Annotated in this window: 20 protein-coding genes, 2 tRNA genes and 1 other RNA gene; 13 read left to right on the top strand and 10 right to left on the bottom strand. The window is 73.7% G+C overall.

Features of this window, described 5'->3' with window-relative positions; translation table 11 throughout:
• Positions 1–50 precede the first annotated feature (50 nt).
• Together KBX06_RS25500 and ffs are read right to left on the bottom strand one after the other, a co-directional pair.
• Positions 51–2,714 (bottom strand): DNA polymerase III subunit gamma and tau, encoded by a 2,664-nt coding sequence (locus KBX06_RS25500; protein ID WP_210839411.1) that lies wholly within the window; start codon positions 2,712–2,714, stop codon positions 51–53.
• A 107-nt stretch (positions 2,715–2,821) separates the two neighbouring features.
• An RNA gene (ffs, locus tag KBX06_RS25495) (signal recognition particle sRNA small type) lies at positions 2,822–2,911 on the bottom strand.
• An 82-nt stretch (positions 2,912–2,993) separates the two neighbouring features.
• On the opposite strand from ffs, the gene KBX06_RS25490 reads away from it, so the two are divergent.
• Both KBX06_RS25490 and KBX06_RS25485 read left to right on the top strand, forming a co-directional pair.
• Positions 2,994–3,078 (top strand) — tRNA-Ser (locus KBX06_RS25490).
• Positions 3,079–3,667: 589 nt separating this feature from the next.
• Positions 3,668–4,468 (top strand): sulfite exporter TauE/SafE family protein, encoded by an 801-nt coding sequence (locus KBX06_RS25485; protein WP_307854750.1) that lies wholly within the window; start codon positions 3,668–3,670, stop codon positions 4,466–4,468.
• An 11-nt stretch (positions 4,469–4,479) separates the two neighbouring features.
• Here the strand turns inward: KBX06_RS25485 and KBX06_RS25480 are convergent, their stop codons facing one another.
• Together KBX06_RS25480 and KBX06_RS25475 are read right to left on the bottom strand one after the other, a co-directional pair.
• On the bottom strand, positions 4,480–4,731 hold the full coding sequence (locus tag KBX06_RS25480; protein ID WP_210839410.1) for a flavin reductase: 252 nt from the start codon (positions 4,729–4,731) through the stop codon (positions 4,480–4,482).
• A complete protein-coding gene (locus tag KBX06_RS25475) occupies positions 4,728–5,066 on the bottom strand; it encodes a hypothetical protein (protein WP_210839409.1) in 339 nt (112 codons plus the stop codon). The genes KBX06_RS25480 and KBX06_RS25475 overlap by 4 nt, the downstream gene beginning before the upstream one ends.
• Before the next feature lie 258 nt (positions 5,067–5,324).
• On the opposite strand from KBX06_RS25475, the gene KBX06_RS25470 reads away from it, so the two are divergent.
• The 5 genes from KBX06_RS25470 to KBX06_RS25450 all read left to right on the top strand — a co-directional run bounded on the left by KBX06_RS25470 (position 5,325) and on the right by KBX06_RS25450 (position 8,241).
• Positions 5,325–6,092 carry a helix-turn-helix transcriptional regulator gene (locus KBX06_RS25470; RefSeq protein WP_210839408.1) on the top strand — a complete coding sequence of 256 codons (768 nt, stop codon included), beginning with the start codon at positions 5,325–5,327 and terminating at the stop codon, positions 6,090–6,092.
• Positions 6,083–6,274: a DUF397 domain-containing protein gene (locus KBX06_RS25465; protein WP_210839407.1), complete on the top strand. Its 192-nt coding sequence runs from the start codon at positions 6,083–6,085 to the stop codon at positions 6,272–6,274. Before KBX06_RS25470 ends, KBX06_RS25465 begins: the two co-directional genes overlap by 10 nt.
• Positions 6,275–6,493: 219 nt before the next feature.
• Positions 6,494–7,108: a hypothetical protein gene (locus KBX06_RS25460; protein ID WP_210839406.1), complete on the top strand. Its 615-nt coding sequence runs from the start codon at positions 6,494–6,496 to the stop codon at positions 7,106–7,108.
• Positions 7,109–7,140: 32 nt separating this feature from the next.
• Complete coding sequence (locus tag KBX06_RS25455) at positions 7,141–7,635, top strand: hypothetical protein (RefSeq protein ID WP_210839405.1); 495 nt, start codon at positions 7,141–7,143, stop codon at positions 7,633–7,635.
• Positions 7,636–7,689: 54 nt separating this feature from the next.
• Positions 7,690–8,241, top strand: coding sequence for a DUF5872 domain-containing protein (locus tag KBX06_RS25450; protein ID WP_210839404.1), 552 nt, complete (start codon positions 7,690–7,692; stop codon positions 8,239–8,241).
• 73 nt (positions 8,242–8,314) lie between these two features.
• Here KBX06_RS25450 and KBX06_RS25445 read toward each other — a convergent pair.
• Positions 8,315–8,401, bottom strand: a tRNA-Ser gene (locus KBX06_RS25445).
• A gap of 75 nt (positions 8,402–8,476) precedes the next feature.
• On the opposite strand from KBX06_RS25445, the gene deoD reads away from it, so the two are divergent.
• Entirely contained in the window at positions 8,477–9,184 is a 708-nt protein-coding gene (gene deoD / locus KBX06_RS25440; RefSeq protein WP_210839402.1) for a purine-nucleoside phosphorylase, read from the top strand.
• Between the two features lie 138 nt (positions 9,185–9,322).
• Here the strand turns inward: deoD and KBX06_RS25435 are convergent, their stop codons facing one another.
• The 4 genes from KBX06_RS25435 to KBX06_RS25420 all read right to left on the bottom strand — a co-directional run bounded on the left by KBX06_RS25435 (position 9,323) and on the right by KBX06_RS25420 (position 11,382).
• Entirely contained in the window at positions 9,323–9,844 is a 522-nt protein-coding gene (locus tag KBX06_RS25435; protein WP_210839457.1) for a nucleoside deaminase, read from the bottom strand.
• Between the two features lie 184 nt (positions 9,845–10,028).
• Positions 10,029–10,556, bottom strand: coding sequence for a tRNA adenosine deaminase-associated protein (locus KBX06_RS25430; protein WP_210839400.1), 528 nt, complete (start codon positions 10,554–10,556; stop codon positions 10,029–10,031).
• Between the two features lie 123 nt (positions 10,557–10,679).
• On the bottom strand, positions 10,680–10,847 hold the full coding sequence (locus KBX06_RS25425) for a hypothetical protein (protein WP_210839398.1): 168 nt from the start codon (positions 10,845–10,847) through the stop codon (positions 10,680–10,682).
• 142 nt (positions 10,848–10,989) lie between these two features.
• Positions 10,990–11,382, bottom strand: coding sequence for a hypothetical protein (locus KBX06_RS25420; RefSeq protein WP_210839396.1), 393 nt, complete (start codon positions 11,380–11,382; stop codon positions 10,990–10,992).
• A 61-nt stretch (positions 11,383–11,443) separates the two neighbouring features.
• Between KBX06_RS25420 and KBX06_RS25415 the strand changes: the two genes are divergently transcribed.
• The 3 genes from KBX06_RS25415 to KBX06_RS25405 all read left to right on the top strand — a co-directional run bounded on the left by KBX06_RS25415 (position 11,444) and on the right by KBX06_RS25405 (position 16,444).
• Complete coding sequence (locus tag KBX06_RS25415) at positions 11,444–12,205, top strand: M23 family metallopeptidase (protein ID WP_210839394.1); 762 nt, start codon at positions 11,444–11,446, stop codon at positions 12,203–12,205.
• A 173-nt stretch (positions 12,206–12,378) separates the two neighbouring features.
• Positions 12,379–15,303 (top strand): glycosyl hydrolase, encoded by a 2,925-nt coding sequence (locus KBX06_RS25410; protein ID WP_307854749.1) that lies wholly within the window; start codon positions 12,379–12,381, stop codon positions 15,301–15,303.
• A 64-nt stretch (positions 15,304–15,367) separates the two neighbouring features.
• Positions 15,368–16,444, top strand: coding sequence for a PHP domain-containing protein (locus KBX06_RS25405; protein WP_210839392.1), 1,077 nt, complete (start codon positions 15,368–15,370; stop codon positions 16,442–16,444).
• Between the two features lie 53 nt (positions 16,445–16,497).
• Here the strand turns inward: KBX06_RS25405 and KBX06_RS25400 are convergent, their stop codons facing one another.
• Positions 16,498–17,481, bottom strand: a complete 984-nt coding sequence (locus tag KBX06_RS25400) for a DMT family transporter (RefSeq protein WP_210839390.1) — start codon at positions 17,479–17,481, stop codon at positions 16,498–16,500.
• A 123-nt stretch (positions 17,482–17,604) separates the two neighbouring features.
• Here KBX06_RS25400 and KBX06_RS25395 point away from each other — a divergent pair, with 123 nt between their 5' ends.
• Positions 17,605–18,198, top strand: a complete 594-nt coding sequence (locus tag KBX06_RS25395; RefSeq protein WP_247686673.1) for a Uma2 family endonuclease — start codon at positions 17,605–17,607, stop codon at positions 18,196–18,198.
• 52 nt (positions 18,199–18,250) lie between these two features.
• Positions 18,251–19,921, top strand: a complete 1,671-nt coding sequence (locus KBX06_RS25390) for a DUF885 domain-containing protein (protein ID WP_210839386.1) — start codon at positions 18,251–18,253, stop codon at positions 19,919–19,921.
• Positions 19,922–19,926 lie beyond the last annotated feature (5 nt).

Here is a 19,926-nt window from a genome sequence, read left to right as displayed (position 1 = left end):
AGATCTGCCGCGCTCGCCGGGGCGGGTCGGGTCGGGGCGGGCGGGGAGGACTAGCGGGCGTCCACCTCGTCGATCTTCTCGGCGCCGAACGCCTCGCGGAGCAGCCGTACCGCCTGCTCCTCGCTGGACTCACGCGCGGTCTGCTCGTCGATGACCTCGTCCAGCGGCTCGTCGCCCGGGTCGAAGCCCTCGAAGTTCGGCGCCGCCGGCCCGGCGCCGCCGGGGCGTCCCGCGCCGCCGCGCACCGGGCCGTCGAAGTCCGGGTCGTACGGCGGCTCGCCGGCCCAGTCGGCGTCCGCGGTCTTCCGGGCCGCCTGCCCGGTACGCGGACCGCGTCCCGCCGCAGCCGCCCGCGCCGCCGCGATCGCGCTGCTCACCGGGGGACCGGCGGGCGCGGCCTGCTGCGGAGCCGCCGAGGCAACGGCCGGCTTCGGTACGGCGGGCGCGGCGGTTGCCGACGCCGGGGCGGCGCTCGCCGGCCTGACGGTCGGCGCTGCGCCCGGCATTCCGGTCGCCGTCGGGGCAGCCGCTGCCGTGCTGCTGGTCGACGCTCCGGTGCCCGACACGCCGCCCGGTCGGGCCGGCTCGGGCCAGTCGTCCTCGCCGCCGCCGCTGGGCGCGGCACCACCCGGGCGGGCGGCCTCGGGCCAGTCCTCGGCGCCACCGGACCCGCCGGGCACACCGCCGTTCGGGCCGCTGCCGTTGAAGCCGCCCGTGCCCGGAGCGCCGCTGGGCGACCCGCCGTACGGAGCGCCACCGGCCGTGCCACCCGGACCGCCAACGGGTAGCCCGCCACTCGGACCGCCGGCCGGGCCGCCCCGACCGTCAGGACCACCACCGCTCGGGCCAGCGCCGGTCGGGCCGTTCGGGTCCTGGTGGGCGGGGGCTGCCGGCGGCGGAGACGCCGGGCGGGCGGCGGGACGGGACGCGCCACCGAGTGACGCGCCACCCCGCTCGCCGGCCACCTCGCAGCGGATCTGCCAGCGGCTGCCGAACTCCTCGTAGAGCACCTCGGCCAGCACCGAGGTGTGGTTGCCCATCATCTGCGCGAGCACCGGCGACTTGACCGTCAGCACCAGGGTGTCGCCGTCCACGTCGCGGACCACCGCGTCGCGCATCAGCGCGGCGGCCGGCTTCTTGATCCGGTTGACCTTCGCGACGATGTCCGGCCAGACCCGGCGCACCGCGACGGCGTCCAGGGTGCCCGCCGGAGTCGCGCCGGGACGGGGCGGGGCGGGGGTGGCCGGGTCGGGCATCACCGCCGAGGGCGGCACCTGCCGGCGGACGGGAGCGTCCGCGGGCAAGCCGCCGGTGGGCGCCCCCACCGGTTCCACGGCACCCGGGGCTAGGTGCGCCGCCCGGGAACCGGTGGCGGCCAGAGCCGCGGCGCGGGCGGCCGCGGCGCCGGACGGAGCCCCGGCAGCCGCCGGCGGGCCGGCGGGCACCGGGTCGGACGCGGCGGCAGCCGCGGTCGGGGCGGGAGTGTCGGGGCGTACGGGAGGGGGAGCGGCGATCGGCGCGGGGCCGGCGGCGGCCGACGGCGCGTCGGTGCCGGCGAGGGTGAGCCGGCGCTCCATGCGTTCGAGGCGCTGGAGCAGGCCGCCGGTGCTGTCGTCGGCGCCGGGCAGCAGCATCCGGGCGCAGATCAGCTCCAGCAGCAGCCGGGGGGCGGTGGTGCCGCGCATCTCCACCAGGCCGTTGTGCACGATGTCGGCGCAGCGGGACAGCGTCGCCGGGCCGAGCCGCTGGGCCTGGGCGGCCATCCGCTCGATCTGGTCGGCCGGGCCGTCGATCAGGCCCTTGGCGGCGGCGTCGGGCACCTGCTGGAGCACGATCAGGTCGCGCAGCCGCTCCAGCAGGTCGGAGGCGAACCGGCGCGCGTCGTGCCCCGCCTCGGCGACCCGGTCGACGGTCGCGTACGCCGTCGCGCCGTCCCCGGCGGCCAGCGCGTCGCACATCTCGTCGATGAGGGCGGCGTCGGTCACGCCGAGCAGGGCGGCGGCCCGGGAGTAGGTGACGCCCTCTGGCCCGGCCCCGGCGATGAGCTGGTCGAGCACGGAGAGGCTGTCCCGGGCGCTGCCGCCGCCGGCGCGCACCACCAGTGGAAAGACCGCCGGCTCGACGGCGACGCCCTCGGCCTCGCAGAGCTGCTCCAGGTAGGGCCGGAGCACCTTCGGCGGGATCAGCCGGAACGGGTAGTGGTGGGTCCGCGACTTGATCGTGCCGAGGACCTTCTCCGGCTCGGTGGTCGCAAAGATGAACTTGACGTACTCGGGCGGCTCCTCGACCAGCTTGAGCAGGGCGTTGAAGCCGGCCGACGAGACCATGTGCGCCTCGTCGATGACATAGATCTTGAAGCGGCTCTTGGCCGGCGCGAAGATCGCCTTCTCGCGCAGCTCGCGGGCGTCGTCGACGCCGCCGTGGCTGGCCGCGTCGATCTCCAGAACGTCGATCGAGCCGCCGTCGGTGGCCAGTTCGCGGCACGAGTCGCACTGCCCGCACGGCTCCGGGGTGGGGCCCTGCTCGCAGTTCAGCGAGCGGGCCAGGATCCGGGCGCTGGAGGTCTTGCCGCAGCCACGTGGGCCGGAGAACAGGTAGGCGTGGTTGAGCCGCCCGCTGCGCAGCGCCTGCGACAGCGGCTCGGTGACGTGCTCCTGCCCGATGACCTCGGCGAAGGTGCGTGGCCGGTACTTGCGGTAGAGCGCCAGTGCCACTCGTCCCGCCTCCTCTCGACCGAGCCATTCTGCGCCGGTCGGGCGCGGGTGACCACCCACCACCCCGTGACCTGACCCGCAGGGACGTTACCGGGCCCCGGAGACAAAAAGGCCTCCCGTGCACCCGGCAGAGCCCGCTTATCCTTGCTGCCTTCCGGCCCTGGGGAGGTTCACGAGATACCGCCGCACGGGAGGTACCGCCAACCCTACCCGACGCCCCGTCGATCTTCAGGGGGTGGTGGGGTGGCCCACCCGCCGGAGACCTGTATCCTCGTCTGCGGAGGATTCGCCTAGAGGCCTAGGGCGCACGCTTGGAAAGCGTGTTGGGTTAACACCCTCACGAGTTCGAATCTCGTATCCTCCGCTCGCTGAGCAGCACGAACGACAGGGGTCGGCCCCACCAGGGGCCGGCCCTCGATCGTCTCTACGGTCGGTCTCGTCTCAGTTGTCGTCTCGGCAGCGCACCGCTAGGACGTTGCCCGACCCGGAGTCAATGACAACCTCCATGCGGCCCTCAAGCGGCGTGGATGCCCGTCAACGGGGTGCGGAGGTTCAGCTGATCCGACCCGAGATCTTGACGGAGATTCCGGTGACTGGCCCGGTCAGGGTGACGTTCGTCTGGGGGGTGAGATCGGGGGTGCAGCCACCGGACCAGCAGAGCTCGGCCCAGTAGCCCCCAGTGTTGCCGTTCTGCCGGTTGGGCCAGTTTCCGGTGTAGGTGCCGTTGGAGCCGAACCAGCCAAGGTCTCGTATCCACCACGCCGGGCCCCGGCGACCGCGCCGGCTGCGGAGGTGAACGCGGCGACGAAGCTACTGGTCACGGCGTGATCCCTGCCGCACGTCGATCAAGAGACACCGCCCGCGTCCTACGCTGACAGCCGCATTCGACAGCGAGACAACCGGGCGGCGGCGACCTGCGGGCGACGACCGGCCCGGGGAGAGCGCGGGCACAAGTGGACGCAACGTTGAACGTCGCCGAAGGGCTGGCGGTGCTGGCCGCCGGGGTCGCGGCGGGCGCCATCAACGCAGTGGTGGGCTCGGGGACGCTGGTGACCTTCCCGGTCCTGCTCTCCCTCGGCTATCCGCCCGTGGTGGCGAACGTGTCCAACACCGTGGGGCTGGTGCCCGGATCCTTCTCCGCCGCGTACGCCTATCGCAAGGAACTGGCCGGGCACGGACGGCTGCTGGCCCGCCTGGGCGTCGCCGCCGTGCTCGGCGGGGTCACCGGCGGCGTACTGCTGCTGCTCCTGCCGCCCGGCGCGTTCCGGGCCATCGTGCCGGCGCTGATCGTCCTGGCCCTGGTGCTCGTGGTGGTGCAGCCGCGACTGGCGCGGGCGTTGGCCCGCCGGCGGCCGGTCGCCGACGACGCGGGCACGTCGTCGGCCGGCGGTCGGGCGGTACGGCACGCGGGGCCGCTGCTGCTGCTCGGCGTCTTCGGCACCGGCGTGTACGGCGGCTATTTCGGTGCCGCCCAGGGGGTGCTGCTGCTGGGGCTGCTCGGCGTGCTGCTCTCCACCGACCTGCGCTGGGTCAACGGGGTGAAGAACGTGCTCGCCGGCCTCGTGAACGGGGTGGCGGCGATCCTGTTCGTGGTCGTGGGAAACGTGGCGTGGCAGCCGGCGCTGCTGATCGCGGCGGGTTCCGTGGTGGGTGGCCTGATCGGCGGCCGGTGGGGACGCCGGCTCCCGCCGGTGGCGCTGCGCGCCACGATCGTGGTCGTCGGGCTGGCCGCCCTGGTCAACCTGCTGCTCTGACCAGAGTGCGCTCAGCCGCGCGGGCGGGCCCAGGAGAGGAAGCGGTCGGCGAGCTGGGCCGGGCTCACGGCCGGGTCGAACGTGGCGAGCTGTGCGGCGGCCTCGGCCTGGAGGGTCGCCAGATGGACGGTGAGCGCGGCGCGGTCGTGGCGGTACTCGCCGAGCAGCCGCAGCTTCGCCGCCGAGCAGGGCCAGGCGATGCCGCACGCCCGGCACCGCCACGTGGGTCGGGTCGCGACGTGGTCCCGGCGGCGGCGACTCACTGCGTCACCGGCCCCGCCGTCCCCACCCGGGCCCGGTCGACGCGGATCGAGGCGAAGCGCTCCCGGGGGCGGACGGTGCCGTCGGCGTCCACCTGGTGGCCGCGTACCTCGGCCCAGAGCCGGCCCTCGAACGGGCCGACGCTCAGCACCTCGGTGATCCGCAGCGTCAGCGGGCCCTCGCCGAACCGGTAGGAGTCGTCGGGGACGCGGATGGTCGTACCGGGAGGCCAAGGCGTCGGCCGGCCCCGGGCGGGGGCGGGGAGCGGATCGTCGCGGTCGGCCGGGCGGCGGGACTCGCCCCGATGCTCGGGGGCTGGGGCGCGGCGGGTTCGCACGGGCGGGACCTCCTTGCGGGGCTCGGCAGGACTTGTCCTGACGAGGGCGGAACGGCTCGTCCTGGTGGGACGAAGGGTTGGAGGGGGCCGCCCCGCCCTCCCCGCCGGGGCGGCCCCGCGACTGACGCCGACCGCCGGGCTCACTCGCCTCCACCGGCCGCGCCGTCTCGTCACCCCAACTTGCCGCGCGTGTGCAGACAGATACACCCCGTAGCACTATGGTCGCCAGATATCTGGGACATCCGATGGGAGGGGCCCGTGAACGACGCGCTCCGGGTGGCGCTCAGCGACACCGGGTACACGATCGAATCGCTCGCCGAAACCGTCGGTGTCGATCCGAAGACGGTCGGGCGATGGCTGACCGAGGACCGCATCCCGCACGCCAGGCACCGGTTGACGGCGGCGGAGGCCCTCCGCCGGGACGTGTCGGACATCTGGCCGGACACTTCGAGACGTCGTGACCCCATCTGGTTCCGTCCGTGGCAGGAGATCGAGCGCGAGGCGGTGTCGCTGCGGTCGTACGAATCGGTGGTGTTGCCGGGCCTGCTCCAGACCGAGGCGTACGCGCGGGCCGTGCTGACCGACGGCGGCCTGTTCCCCCGGGGCGACGTCGAGCGGCACCTGGCGGCCCGGCTCGCCCGCCAGGGCATCCTGCGGCAGGACGAACCGCCGCAGTTCACGGCCGTGATCGACGAGGCGGTGCTGCGTCGCCCGGTCGGCGGCCGGGCCACCATGCGCGAGCAGCTCGGGGCCGTCGTCGCCGCCTGCGCCGAACCGCACGTGCGGGTGCACGTCGTGCCCTCGTCGGTCGGCGCCTACGCCGGCCTGAACGGGCCGTTCGTGATCGCCAGCAGCCACGACCACCGCATCGCCGGCTATCTCGACAACCAACTCCAGGGCCAACTGGTTAGCGATCCCGCGGACATCGCGGCCATGATGGCTGCGTGGGAGAACGTGCGCGGCGAGGCGCTGGCCCACTGGCAGTCGGTCGATCTCATCACGGAAGTGGCGGAGACATGGAGCTGAACGGCGCGCGGTGGCGCAAGAGCAGCCGCAGCAGCGGCAACGGCGGCAACTGCGTCGAGGTCGCCGACAACCTGCCCGGCGTCGTCGCGGTGCGCGACTCGAAGGACCCGGCCGGCGCAGCGCTCGCCTTCCCACCGGCGGCGTGGCGCGCGTTCGTCGACGCCGTCGCCGAGCGCCCCTGACCAACCGGTCCCGAGCCCGGGGCCTTCCCGACTCTTCCGCCCTCCCCGGCGTGGCGCCCTCCGGGCGAAGGCCGCAGCGTGCCTGGAAACGGGGCCGACAGCGCGAAATCGCGGGGCGGTGCCGACAGGGGACGATTCGGTACGGTGCGGGAGGGCGACGGAGGCCGGATCCGTCGTACACATGTTCCATCCACAGGCTGTGGACGGCGGAGGGCTCCGATGGCTTACCAGCTCAGCGCGGTCGTCGCGGACGCCGGGCTGCTCCGCGAGCACACCGCCGACCTCGACCACGCGGTCCTCGGCGAGCTGCGCCAGGACTTCGCGCTGCTGCCGGTCACCGGGCAACTGGTCGAGGAGCTGACCGGCGCGCTGCCCGACTTCTCCGTGGCGGAACGGTCGCCGGAGGAACCCTTCCACCTGACGCTCTCGGCGCCCCTCGCCGAGGTTCTCGCGCTGTGGTCGCGGTCGGGCCCGGTGGCGTACGCGGAGGCGGAGTTCTTCGGCGGCGCCGGCTACCAGTCGGCGGTGGTCTGGCTCGGCGGCCGGGTGAGCTGGGGCCCGGCCTTCGACCACCTCTTCGACGGTCCGCGCGCCGAGTGGCCGCTCAACGCGGCGCTCACCCGGCTCGGGGCGGAGCCCGGCGCGTGGATCGACCCGTTCGCCGAGCTGGGCCTGCACGTCGAACGGAGCACCGCCGGCTGGCTGGCGCACGGGCGCCGGCGGCTGAGCGCCGACTACTGGGACGAGCTGGCCGAGGAATGGGAAAGCCGGCAATCTGCGGTCGGGCAGCAACCTGAGCGCCCCGGTCCCGTTGGGGACTGGGGGATTCCATGAAATTGCGACAATTTGGCTTTATCGCCGCGCTGATGACGGCTGCCTGGGTTTCGGGCAGCGGCGCGCACCCGCCGGCGCGGAAGCTGGACGGCCGGCCCGTCGGGGCCGTCGAGGTGGTCGACCTCAACGGCCTGCGCGACGTCGAGTTCGGCGACACCGAGGACGAGCTGACCCGGCGCGGCATCCTGCGCTCCGACGTCGACGCCTGCGGCCCGGCCCTCGCCGGTTACGACACGGCCAGCCCCATCTTCGTCGACGACCGGCTGGTGCTGCTCTGGCTCGGCGAGGCGACGCGCACCCCGCAGGGAGTCACCGCCGGCATGCCGCTCGACAAGGTCCGCACCCGCTACCCGTCCGCCCGGGAGCTGGACGCTCCACAGGGGATGCACCGGCTCGACGGGCTGCTCGCCCGGCAGGGCGACCGGGCGTACCTCTTCCTGCACGACGGGCGGGCGGTGAAGAAGATCATCGCCGGGTACGCCGACTGGGCCCAGCGCCTCTTCCACGAGGGCCACAGCCCCTGCTGAGCCCCGCAACGGCGTCGGAAGCATGAGGCCCGCCCTGCCGGGTAACCGCCGGGCATGGCGCGGTACACGAAGCCCGAACTCAGGGAACAGGTCAAGGAAGAGATCAGGGCCTCCGACAAGGGCGGCCGGCCGGGGCAGTGGTCGGCGCGCAAGTCGCAGCTGGTCACCCAGGAGTACAAGAAGCGCGGCGGGGGCTTCGTCGGCCCGAAGGACGAGCGGCAGAAGTCCCTCCAGCGCTGGGGCGGCGAGCACTGGCAGACCAAGGAGGGCGACACCCGGGCGCGGCGCGGCGACGAGACGAGTCGCTACCTGCCCGAGCAGGCATGGAAGGAGCTCTCCGAGAAGGAGAGGCGGGCGACCGACGCCAAGAAGCGGAAGGAGTCGAAGTCCGGCAGGCAGTACGTCGCCAACACCGGACCGGCCAGACGCGCGCGCCGCAACGCCACGTCTGCCGAGCAGTTGTCGGAGCTGCCGGTCGCCGAGGCGGCCAAGCTGATCCGCGACCTCGACAAGGGCCAACTGAAGTCGGCCCTGCGCCGAGAACGCGACGGCAAGTCCCGCAAGACCCTGATCAGCCGCCTGGAGAAGGAACTGACCCGCCGCTGAGTCCCCCACCCTCCCAAGCGAGAACGCCCGGACGGTCCGTCGGGACCATCCGGGCGTTTCTGCACTTCACGAGCGGTGGCGGCGGGATTTGAACCCGCGGAGGGCGTAAACCCTCACACGCTTTCGAGGCGTGCTCCTTAGGCCACTCGGACACGCCACCGCCGAGAAGGGTACATGACCCCGGGTTCGGACGCCGAACCGGTATGCCGCGGGGCGGCCTGGCAGGATCCTTGCCATGAGTACGCACATCGGCGCGAAGCCGGGAGAGATCGCCGAGCGGGTCCTGATGCCGGGCGACCCGCTGCGGGCCAAGTGGATCGCGGAGACCTACCTCGAGGGCGCGCGGTGCTACTCGACGGTCCGGGGCATGCTGGGCTTCACCGGCCGCCACAACGGCGTCGAGGTCTCCGTCCAGGGCTCCGGCATGGGCATGCCCTCCGCCTCCATCTACGCCCACGAGCTGGTCAACGAGTACGGCGTGAAGAGTCTGATCCGGGTCGGCTCCTGCGGGGCCCTGACCGAGGACCTGCGGCTGCGCGACGTGATCGCCGCGATCGGCTCGTCGACCGACTCGAACATGAACCGGATGCGCTTCGACGGGCTGATCGACTACGCCCCGGTGGCCGACTTCGGGCTGCTGCGTACGTCGGTGGAGGTGGCCGAGCGGCGCGGCATCGCGATGCGGGTCGGGCCGATCCTGGCGGCGGACGCCTTCTACACCGACCGCCCGGACCTCTACGACGCCCTCGCCGACTACGGCGTGCTGGCGGTGGAGATGGAGTCGGCGGCGCTCTACACGATCGCCGCCCGGTTCAAGGCCCGCGCCCTGACCCTGCTGACCGTCAGCGACCATATCAAGACCGGTGAGAAGACCACCTCCGAGGAGCGTGAGCAGACCTTCAGCCAGATGGTCGAGATCGCCCTGGACACGATCGTCGCCTGATCCTCGTCGGCTTCGACGCCGCCCGTCATCACCGGATGGCCGGGCGGCGTCGCGGTCTCGTGGGCCCGGCCGCCGAAAGCCGGAGCCCCGGGCCGCGCGGCCGACGCCGGAGAACGGACGCCCGGCGGAACGGGCGCGTCAGCGGAAGAAGGCGCGCAGGATCGCCGCGCTCTCCGCCTCCAGGATGCCGCCGTAGACCTCCGGCCGGTGGTTGAGCCGGCGGTCGCGCAGCACGTCCCACAGCGATCCGGCCGCCCCGGTCTTGGGCTCCCAGGCGCCGAAGACCACCGTGGACACCCGGGCCAGCACCAGCGCGCCCGCGCACATCGTGCAGGGTTCCAGGGTGACGACCAGGGTGCAGCCGTCGAGCCGCCAGCGGCCCAGCCGTTCGGCGGCCCGGCGCAGCGCCAGCACCTCGGCGTGCGCGGTCGGGTCGCCGGTCAGTTCCCGCTCGTTGCGCCCGATCGCCAGCTCGGTGCCGTCCGGCCCGTAGAGCACGGCCCCGACCGGAATGTCGTCGGCGGCGGGGGCCTCCGGGCCCGACCCGACTGCCATGTCGTCGGCGGCCTCCGGGCTCGCCCCGACCGGGATGTCGGCGGCGGGGGCCGCGCGGACGGGGACGTCCGGGCCGGTCACGGCGACCGCCAGGGCCCGGCGCATCCACAGCTCGTGCCGCTGCCGCCGGCCGGTGCCGTCCGGATCGGCCAGCCCCTCGTGGGCGCCGGGCCCGACCCGGCCCGTCGCGCCCGGGGTCGGCTGCCCCGGTCGTACGGTGCCCAGCGCCGGATCGGTGGCGTCGGCCGGCTCGCCGCCGCCCGCGCCGGCCCGCCCCGGCCCGGTCGGCTCAGACCTCACGCAGCTCCTCGACCTCGTCGGCGCAGCCGAGCACCTGGCACACCTCGGCGGTGACGTCGGCCGGCATCATGCCCTCCCGCGCGCAGAGGTTGAGCAGCTTCTGCGCGGAGACGCCCAGGTCGGCCAGGAGGTCGGCCTCGCCGACCGGGTCGGCCTCGGGGTCGACGGCGGGCTGTTCGGTGTCCTCGTCGCCGCGGCCGGACGGGCGTGGCTCCTCGGTGTCGTCCAGCCCGGTCACCGAGGTCTTCAGGTCCCCGACCAGCAGGGCGCCCAGCCGGGACTCCTCGGCGTAGGCCGAGTCGGAGCCGAAGACCCGCAGGTCCTCCCCCTCGTCCAGGCGCATGATCACCAGGTACGCGTCGTCGGCCTCGACGAAGAGCAACGACAGGTCGGCGTCGGAGTCGGCGTCGCGCAGCCGGTCGGCGACGTCCTCGATGTCGGTGGCGCCCCGCAGGTTCACCTCGGCGGCCGTCCAACCGCTGTCGTCACGTACGACGGCCGCAGCGAAGTACGACACGGTTCCCCCAAAAAGAGCCTCGGCAGGCCGACCCGTTACGCGTGCACGTTAGCCGGTCGGATCGGCAGGCGACCGGTCAACGCCCCGAAGGGCCGGTCAATCCCGGGGAAAGTCTGCCGGTCGTCAGCCGGCGCACCGGCGGCGGGTGGCGATCAGCTCCCGCAGTCGCTCGGTGCGCACCCGCTGCGGCCGTACGCGCTGGCGTACCGCCCGGGCACCCGCCAACTCGGCGAGGAGCTGCTGGCGACGGCGGCTGCGCTCGGGATCGAGCCGCGGAGTGGTCCAGGCCATGACGCCGAGGGTGCCGAGTTCCGGCGGCCACGTCAAGACGGGATTCGCTGCGCAGCCGGCCCGCGACGCAGCGCAGCCACGGACCGCCGGAGCCGGGGTCGACGCGGGCGGGCAGCCGGTCACGGACGGGCCGGACCGGGGCTCACCAGAGCGGCCAGTCGCCACTCGACGCCCACCCCACCGCCACGATGGCGGCGGCGATGCTCCACCCGCCGGCGGTGACGATCGCGACGCCGGTGGCCACGCCCCGGTCGCCCGCGCGGACCAGCAGCAGCGCGACCAGCCAGGCCAGCCCGCCGGCCAGCAGCGTCCACCAGGCGTACCCGGAGACGCCGCGGCCGAGCAGGCCGAACAGGACCAGCCACACGGTCGCCACGGCGGCGCCGCACGCGACGCCCGCGCCGGTGACCGGGTGCGGTTCGCGGTAGGTGGGCTGGGCCGGCGGCCCGGACGGGAAGAGCCCCGAGGGGACCCGTGGCGCCGGCCGGAACCGGGCTTCCGGCTCGGGCGGGAAGGCGTACCCTCCGGTCGTCACCGACCCCTCCCCTCCGCCGTGGACGCTCGTCCCACCGTACCGACTCTGCCAGGATGACCGGATGCCCTCGCCGACGATCGGGCGCCGCGCGCGCCCGGCGTACCCGGTCCTGCTGCTGCTCGTGCCGGTCCTGGCCGCCGGCTGCGCGACGACCCGGCCCGGGACGACGCCCGGCGCCCCGCGCCCGAGCCTGCCGGCGACGGCCGGGCAGCCGGCGTCGCCGACCGCCGGCCCGACGGGCGCCGGCACCCGCACCGCCGCCGCCCCGACCGGCCCGTCGGTCGCGCCGACCCGCGCCGGGCTGCCGCACGTCTTTCCGGTACGCGCGACGGACGTCGCCTACCACCCGACCCACTCGGCCTACCCGGGAACGGACATCTTCGCCGACTGCGGCGAGGAGGTCGTGGCGGTGACCGACGGTGTGCTGCTGGAGGTCAGCCGGGTCGACCGGTTCGACAGGCGGGGGCCGCGCGGGCCGCACAACGGCGGGCTGTCGGTGTCGCTGCTCGGCGACGACGGGGTGCGCTACTACGGCTCGCACCTGCGCCGCGTCGCCGACGGGATCGACGCCGGCGTGCGGGTGCGCGCCGGGCAGCGGCTCGGTGAGGTGGGCCGGACCGGGAACGCGAACAACGTCTGTCACCTGCACTTCGGCATCTCCCCGCCGTGCACCGGGCGGGACGGCTGGTGGATCCGCCGGGGCGTGGTCTGGCCGGCGCCGTACCTGGACTCGTGGCGGCGCAAGGGCAACAAGGAACCGGCCGCCGAGGTGGCCGCCTGGCACCGCCGGCACGGCTGCCCGAAGGCGCCACCCGCCGGCTGACGGAGCGCTCCGGTTTGTCGCCATCAGCGCTTCACCGGCCGGAAACATTGACGGGAGTCTCGGCCCTGGGCTAGCGTCCCGCAGCAAGAGAGCGCTCTCTGAGAGAGTCTTTCCACACAATTCGCCCGCAGAACGCGCCCGTCCCCGACCGGCGCTCCCCGACCGGAGGCACTGTGACACCTCCTGCGACACGCCGCACCTGGGTCGTGGCGGCCACCTCCGCCCTGGCCCTCGCCCTCGGCGGCCTCGCCGTCGTGACCACCACCCCCGCCCAGGCCGCCACCGTCGGCGCCGGCAGCTACACCACCGACCGCGTGGGCCCCCTGCCCACCGGCTGCGGAGACATGACCACCAACCCCCGGCAGTTCGCCACCGCCGCCGCGCCCGCCGGGCCGATCCCCACCAACGACTGGTGGTCGTCCCTGCTGTGGAAGCGGACCAACTGCTCCTACAGCGAGCCGCTGCACGCCCACCCGGTCTCCTACCAGCCCTTCGGCGACGGCCTCGGCCTGTCGGCGACCTCCACCCCGACGATCAGCGGCACCGCGACCGGCGTCGGCGAGTTCAAGTACACGTACGCCGAGGACATCCGGGTCGGCATCGCCGCGCTCGGCGCCCCGGTCGTCAAGGTCGACGGCTGGACCGACTGGACCGTCACCCCGTACTGGAACGACGGCGCCCGGACCATGCGCGCCACCATCGGCCACGGCCTGCCGTTCGCGTACTTCCGCACCAGCGGCGGCGACGCGCTGATCAACGCCACCGGCGGCAGCGCCACGGTCTGGTCGAACAGCGGCGCCACGATCGGCTTCACCGTCCGGGGGCACGACTACGTCGCGTACGCGCCCACCGGCGCCACCTGGTCCGTCAACGGCGGCCGGATCACCTCCAACCTCGCCGGGAAGGGCTACTTCTCGGTCGCCCTGCTGCCCACCACGCCGGGCACCGACGCCGCGTCCCGCGCCGAACTGGCCACCACCTACGGCCGGTACGCCCACGCCCACGTGACCGGCACCCGGGTCTCGTACGCGTACGACCAGGCGACCAGCACCGTCAACACCACGTACGCGTTCACCACGACCGCCCGCGAGGGCACGGCGAACCGGACGGTCGTCAGCCTCTACCCGCACCAGTGGCGGTCGCTGACCGGCGCCACCCCGCTGGCGCTCACCTACCCGTCGGCGCGCGGCCGGATGAAGGTGCTCACCGGCGTGGACGCGTTCCGCACCTCGATGAAGTTCAACGGGGTGCTGCCGGAGGTCCCCGCCGTCGCGACCGGCAACGGCGCGGACCTGACCACGCTGCGCAGCCACCTGGCGGCCGTCCGGGGCAACCCGATGGACCAGCGCGGCAACGACACCTACTGGACGGGCAAGGGGCTGGGCCGGGCCGCCCGGATCGCCGAGATCGCCGACCAGGTCGGCGACGCCGAGACCCGGACCGCCGCGCTGAACGCGATCCGGAGCACGCTCACCGACTGGCTCACCGCCACGCCCGGGGAGACCGCGAAGCTCTTCCACTACGACCGCAACTGGGGAACCCTGATCGGCTACCCCGCGTCATACGGCTCCGACCAGGAGCTCAACGACCACCACTTCCACTACGGCTACTACATCGCCGCCGCCGCCACCCTGGCCAAGTTCGACCCGGCCTGGGCCCGGCAGGACCAGTACGGCGGCATGATCGACCTGCTGATCCGGGACGCGAACAACTACGACCGCGCCGACAACCGCTTCCCGTACCTGCGCGACTTCGACATCTACGCCGGGCACGACTGGGCCGCCGGGCACGGCTCGTTCAACGCCGGCAACAACCAGGAGTCCTCGTCCGAGGGGATGAACTTCGCCAACGCCCTCATCCAGTGGGGGCAGGCCACCGGCAACACCGCCGTACGCGACGCCGGCATCTTCATCCACACCACGCAGGCCGCGGCGATCCACGAGTACTGGTTCGACGTGACGAACGAGAACTACCCGGCGGCCTTCGGGCACTCCACCGTCGGCATGGTCTGGGGTGACGGCGGCGCGTACGCCACCTGGTTCAGCGCCGAACCGGAGATGATCCAGGGCATCAACATGCTCCCGATCACCGGCGGGCACCTCTACCTCGGCCAGTACCCGGCGTCCAACCGCGCGAACTACCAGGAACTCGTGCGCAACAACGGCGGCGAACCGACGGTGTGGCAGGACATCCACTGGCAGTTCCTGGCCCTCGGCGACCCGGACGCGGCGTTGGCGAAGCTCCGCGCCAACCCCGGGTACACGCCCGAGGAGGGCGAGAGCCGGGCGCACACCTTCCACTGGATCCGCAACCTCGCCGCCCTCGGAACGGTGCACACCGCGATCACCGCCAACCATCCGCTGGCGGCGGTGTTCCAGCGCAACGGCGCCCGCACCTACGTGGCGAGCAACATCACCGCCGCGCCGCTGACGGTCACGTTCTCCGACGGCACCCGGCTCAACGTGCCCGCCGGCAAGACGGCGACCAGCGGGGCGTACACCTGGAGCGGCGGCACCGCGACCGGCGGGGTGAGCGGCACGACCCCGCCCACGACCACCCCGCCGACGACGACCCCGCCCACCACGACCCCGCCGACGACCCCGCCGCCCACCACCCCGCCGCCGTCGGCGGACTTCCCCAACCGGTACCTGCTGCCCGGTGGCGGGCTGGCCGCGGCCGGCGGCCCGGCGACCGCCACGGTGGCCGGCGCGGGCGGCGCGAACCGCGACGGCACGCCCACCAACCCGCAGGTGTTCACCGCGACGGGCCTGGACCTGGCGTACGCCGGCGGGCAGACCGCGTTCGACCTGTTCCTCGACGCCGGCAACGCCGTCGGCAACGGGGTGCAGGTGCGGGTCTCCTACGACCTGACCGGCAACGGCAGTTGGGAGCGGGTGGAGACGTACCGCTACTTCGCCACCGACCCGGTTCCCGGCTACGAGCGCTACACCCAGCAGAGCGGCCTGCACTCCGCCACCGGCGCCCTCGGCAACCTGTCGAACGGCACCGTACGGGTGGAGGTCTGGTCGGCGATCGGCAACAACCCGACCACCGTCGGCATCGGCGACAGGTCGCTGGTGAAGCTCCCGCACTCCTGATCCCGAGACCCTCCGCGCCGCCGGTCGTCCGACGACTGGCGGCGCGGGGGCGTATTTTCCATGCATGAGCGCCCGGGACCCCATCGCCGACCTGCGCCGGATCGCCTTCCTCCTGGAACGGGCGAACGAGGCGACCTACCGGGTCCGGGCGTTCCGCTCCGCAGCCGCGGCCCTCGCCGCGCTGCCGGGCAGCGAGGTGGCCGAGCGGGCCCGCACGGGCAAGCTCACCGAGCTGTCCGGCGTCGGCGACGTCACCGCCCGCTGCGTGGCCGAGTCGCTCGCCGGCGAGGAGCCGGTCTACCTGCGCCGGCTGCTCGCCACGGAGGGCACGGACCTGGACGCGGCGGCCACCGCGTTGCGCACCGCGCTGCGCGGCGACTGCCACACCCACTCCGACTGGTCCGACGGCGGCTCGCCCATCGAGGAGATGGCGCTCGCGGCGGTCGAACTGGGCCACGAGTACGTGGTGCTGACCGACCACTCGCCCCGGCTCAAGGTGGCCCGGGGCCTGACCGCCGACCGGCTGCGCCGGCAGCTCGACCACGTGGCGAAGGTCAACGAGGCGCTGCCGGAGGGCTTCCGGATCCTCACCGGCATCGAGGTGGACATCCTCGCCGACGGGTCCCTCGACCAGGACGAGGAGCTGCTGGCCCGCCTCGACGTGGTGGTCGGCTCCGTGCACAGCGGCCTGAACGACGACCGGGCGAGGATGACGCGGCGGATGCTGACCGCGATCGCGAACCCGCACCTGGACATCCTCGGCCACTGCACGGGGCGGATGGTGGCGTCCCGGCCCGCCGGGGTGAAGGGGCCGGGCGACCGGGCGCACCGACCGCGTACCCGGGCGGAGAGCGACTTCGACGCCGACGCCGTCTTCGCCGCCTGCGCCGAGCACGGGGTGGCCGTCGAGATCAACTCGCGGCCGGAGCGGCAGGACCCGCCGAAGCGGCTGATCCGCCGGGCGCTGGAGGCGGGCTGCGACTTCGCCATCGACACCGACGCGCACGCCCCCGGGCAGCTCGACTGGCAGCGCTTCGGCTGCGAGCGCGCCGCCCTGTGCGGGGTGCCCGCCGACCGGGTCGTCAACACGTGGGACGCCGACCGGCTGGTCGGCTGGGCCCGCGAGCACGCCGCCGGCTGACCCCCCGGCTGCCGTACCTTCCGGCCGGTCGCCGTGGCGACGGCCGGGAGCGGTCAGGAGCGGGCAGCCGGCGCGGCGACGACACCCGCCACGGGTGGCTCGGCGGGCCCGACCGCCGGCCGGTGGCGACCGATCAGGCCCTGCGAGACGGCGACGCCGAGCAGCACGACGAGCGCGCCCACCGGCTGGTGCCAGGTCAGCCGCTCGTCGAGGGCCAGGGCGCCGATCAGCACCGCGAACACCGGCACCAGGTAGGTCACGGTGGAGGCGGTGCTCGCCCCGGCGACCCGGATGTTGCGCAGGTGGATGACGAAGGCGAGACCGGTACCGAGCGCGCCGAGCGCCAGCACGCTCGCCAGCACCTCGGGCGAGAGGCCGGTCGGGGCCGGCGGGGCCCCCGCCACCAGCGGCGCGACGACCGCGAGCTGGGCGGTCGCGACCAGCAGCTGCGCCGCCGAGAGCGAGAGCCCCGAGTGCGCGCTGCCCGCGACGAACCTCTTCTGGTACGGGATGGCGACGCCGTAGCAGGCGGCCGCGCCCAGGCACATGAGCTGCCCGGTGAAGTGCGCCCCGCCCACCCCCTGCCAGACCCCGAGCACCACCAGCACCCCGGCGAAGCCCAGCGTCATGCCGACCGCCCGGCGTACGGTCAGCCGCTCGGTGCGGAACACCAGCACGGCCAGCGGCAGCACGATGAGCGGGGTGGTGGCGTTCCAGATGCCCGCGAGCATCGACTCGACGCGCTGCTCGCCGTAGCCGAAGAGGGTGAAGGGCACGACGACGCCGAACGCGGCGACCACGGCCAGGTGCGCCCAGACCCGGGGCTCGGCGGGCAGCCGGTCGCGGAGCGCGGCGAGCACCACCAGCAGGGTCACCGCGCCGGCGGCGACCCGGTAGAGGGTGAGGTGCAGCGGATGCAGCTCCCCGATTCCGATCTTGATGAACAGGAAGCTGGAGCCCCAGATGGCGGCCAGCGCGAGGAACCCGGGCAGCCAGCTCCGCAGCGCCGCCCGGTCAGGAGTGGAATCCACTGTCACCCCTGACACTCTGCCGCAGCCGTACGACGAAGTCCCGCGACTTTCGGACGCCGTGTCGACCACCACAGGAACCGCCTACGCTGGTGACGCGTTGACCACCCCGAGGAGGTGCACGCCGTGGCGATGCCGATGCGTTTCGACCCGCTCGTCGACCTCGACGGCATGTGGACGACCCAGTTCGCGGACCGATACCTCCCGTTGCCGGGGCTACCCGATGCGCGCTACGAGTGCCTCGACGGGAGGTTGGTCATGACGCCCGCCGAGGTCGGCACGAACAGCTACGGCGAGATAAAGCTCGCCCGTTTACTGTCACCCGCCGCGGAGACCCACGGGTTCTACGTGTTCGGGCAGGTGAATCTGACCTTCTCGCCACGGCGCTGGATCCAGCCCGACGTCACCGTCCTGCACGCGCTGCCGAAGGACGACGAGGAGGACCGGTGGATCCCGGCCCACCTCTGCACGATGGCGGTCGAGTTCGTCTCGCCCGGCAGCCGCCGGCAGGACTTCGTCGACAAGCCGATGCGGTGCGCGGAGGGGCGGGTGCCGTACTTCCTGCGGGTCGAGCTCTCCCGCCGGCTGGGGCATGCCGAGGCGGAGCTCTTCACCCTCGGCGAGTTCGGCGGTTACGACACCGTCGCCAGGGCGGTCGGCGGTCGGCGGCTGCGGGCCGACCTGCCGTTCCCGATCGACTTCGACCCCGCCGATCTGCTGCCCTGAACACGCAGAACGCGTTCGACAACCCGGTGGTCTCCTCACGTAGGGTCGCAGCGTGGGACGAATCGATGACCTCGCGAACCGCTACGTGGCCGACTGGGCGCCGCTGAGCCCGATCGGCGCCACCTACGTCGGCGTCGCCGGCTACGACGACCAGCTCGACGACCTGTCACCCGACGGCTACACGGCCCGCGCGGAGCTGATCCGGCGGACGCTGGCCGACCTGGACGTGACCGAGCCGGAGTCGGCGTCGGAGCGGACCGCCAAGGAGGCCATGCAGGAACGACTCGGCCTCGACCTCGCCCGCTACGACGCCGGAGAGGCGAGCAGCGAGGTCAACGTGATCTCCAGCGGTCTGCACGAGGTCCGCATGGTCTTCGACCTGATGCCGACCGAGGGCGACGACGCCAAGGCCAACGTGGCGGCCCGGCTCAACCGCTTCGCGGGCACCATCGAGGGCTACAAGGCGACGCTGCGCGAGGCGGCCGCCGCCGGCCACGTCAGCGCCCGGGTGCAACTCGTCGAGGTCGCCAAGCAGTGCGACGTCTGGGTCGACCCGGACGGCGACAACTTCTTCCACGGCCTGGTCGAGCGGCTGGGCGCGGACGGCGCCCTCGGCGCCGAGCTGCGGCGGGGCGCGGCGGCGGCGACCGCGGCGACGGCCGAGTTCGGCCAGTTCCTCCGCACCGAGCTGGCCCCGCTCGGCCGGGAGAAGCAGGCCGCGGGCCGCAAGCGCTACGAGCTGGCCTCGCAGTACTTCCTCGGCGCCAGGGTCGACCTCGACGAGACGTACGCCTGGGGGTTCGAGGAGCTGGCCCGGCTGGAGGCCGACATGCGGGCGGTGGCCGGCCGGATCGTCGGCCCCGGCGCCACCATCGACGAGGCCGTCGAGGCGCTGGACGCCGACCCGGCCCGGACGATCCGGGGCAAGGAGGCGTTCCGGGACTGGATGCAGGCCCTCGCCGACAAGGCCATCGGCGACCTGCACGGCACCCACTTCGACATCCCCGAGCAGGTCCGCCGCATCGAGTGCCGCCTCGCCCCGACCAGCGACGGCGCGATCTACTACACCGGCCCGAGCGAGGACTTCTCCCGCCCCGGCCGGATGTGGTGGGCGGTGCCGCAGGGCGTCACCGAGTTCTCCACCTGGCGCGAGGTGACCACCGTCTTCCACGAGGGCGTGCCGGGCCACCACCTCCAGGTCGCCCAGACCGCAGTCCGGGCCGAACTGCTCAACCGGTGGCAGCGGCTGCTCTGCTGGGTCTCCGGGCACGGCGAGGGCTGGGCGCTCTACGCGGAGCGGCTGATGGACGAGCTGGGCTACCTGGAGGACCCGGGCGACAAGCTCGGCATGCTCGACGGCCAGGCGTTCCGGGCCGCCCGGGTCATCGTCGACATCGGCATGCACCTGGAGCTGGAGATCCCGAAGGACAATCCGTTCGACTTCCACCCGGGCGAGCGCTGGACGCCGGAGCTGGGCTGGGAGTTCATGCGGGCGCACTGCCGGGTGCCCGACGAGAACCTGCGCTTCGAGCTGAACCGCTACCTCGGTTGGCCGGGGCAGGCCCCCTCCTACAAGGTGGGCGAGCGGATCTGGCTCCAGGCCCGCGACGAGGCGAAGGCCCGCAAGGGCGCCGACTTCGACCTCAAGGAGTTCCACCGCCAGGCGCTCGACCTCGGCTCGCTGGGGCTCGACCCGTTGCGCAAGGCGCTCGCCCGCCTCTGAGCTGG

Source organism: Micromonospora sp. C31 (assembly GCF_018070575.1).
GTDB lineage: Bacteria > Actinomycetota > Actinomycetes > Mycobacteriales > Micromonosporaceae > Micromonospora.
This window is presented reverse-complemented; position numbering and strand designations above follow the sequence as displayed.

What these genes read in the sequence shown, in the direction of transcription:
- KBX06_RS25435 (WP_210839457.1), bottom strand. Translation starts at nt 9,844, where the DNA reads ATGCGCCGGGCCCTGGCGGTCGCCGTGACCGGCCCGGACGTCCCCGTC.
- KBX06_RS25460 (WP_210839406.1), top strand. Translation starts at nt 6,494, where the DNA reads ATGGCTTACCAGCTCAGCGCGGTCGTCGCGGACGCCGGGCTGCTCCGC.
- KBX06_RS25455 (WP_210839405.1), top strand. Translation starts at nt 7,141, where the DNA reads ATGACGGCTGCCTGGGTTTCGGGCAGCGGCGCGCACCCGCCGGCGCGG.
- KBX06_RS25395 (WP_247686673.1), top strand. Translation starts at nt 17,605, where the DNA reads ATGCCGATGCGTTTCGACCCGCTCGTCGACCTCGACGGCATGTGGACG.
- KBX06_RS25465 (WP_210839407.1), top strand. Translation starts at nt 6,083, where the DNA reads ATGGAGCTGAACGGCGCGCGGTGGCGCAAGAGCAGCCGCAGCAGCGGC.
- deoD (WP_210839402.1), top strand. Translation starts at nt 8,477, where the DNA reads ATGAGTACGCACATCGGCGCGAAGCCGGGAGAGATCGCCGAGCGGGTC.
- KBX06_RS25450 (WP_210839404.1), top strand. Translation starts at nt 7,690, where the DNA reads ATGGCGCGGTACACGAAGCCCGAACTCAGGGAACAGGTCAAGGAAGAG.
- KBX06_RS25425 (WP_210839398.1), bottom strand. Translation starts at nt 10,847, where the DNA reads ATGGCCTGGACCACTCCGCGGCTCGATCCCGAGCGCAGCCGCCGTCGC.
- KBX06_RS25405 (WP_210839392.1), top strand. Translation starts at nt 15,368, where the DNA reads ATGAGCGCCCGGGACCCCATCGCCGACCTGCGCCGGATCGCCTTCCTC.
- KBX06_RS25415 (WP_210839394.1), top strand. Translation starts at nt 11,444, where the DNA reads ATGCCCTCGCCGACGATCGGGCGCCGCGCGCGCCCGGCGTACCCGGTC.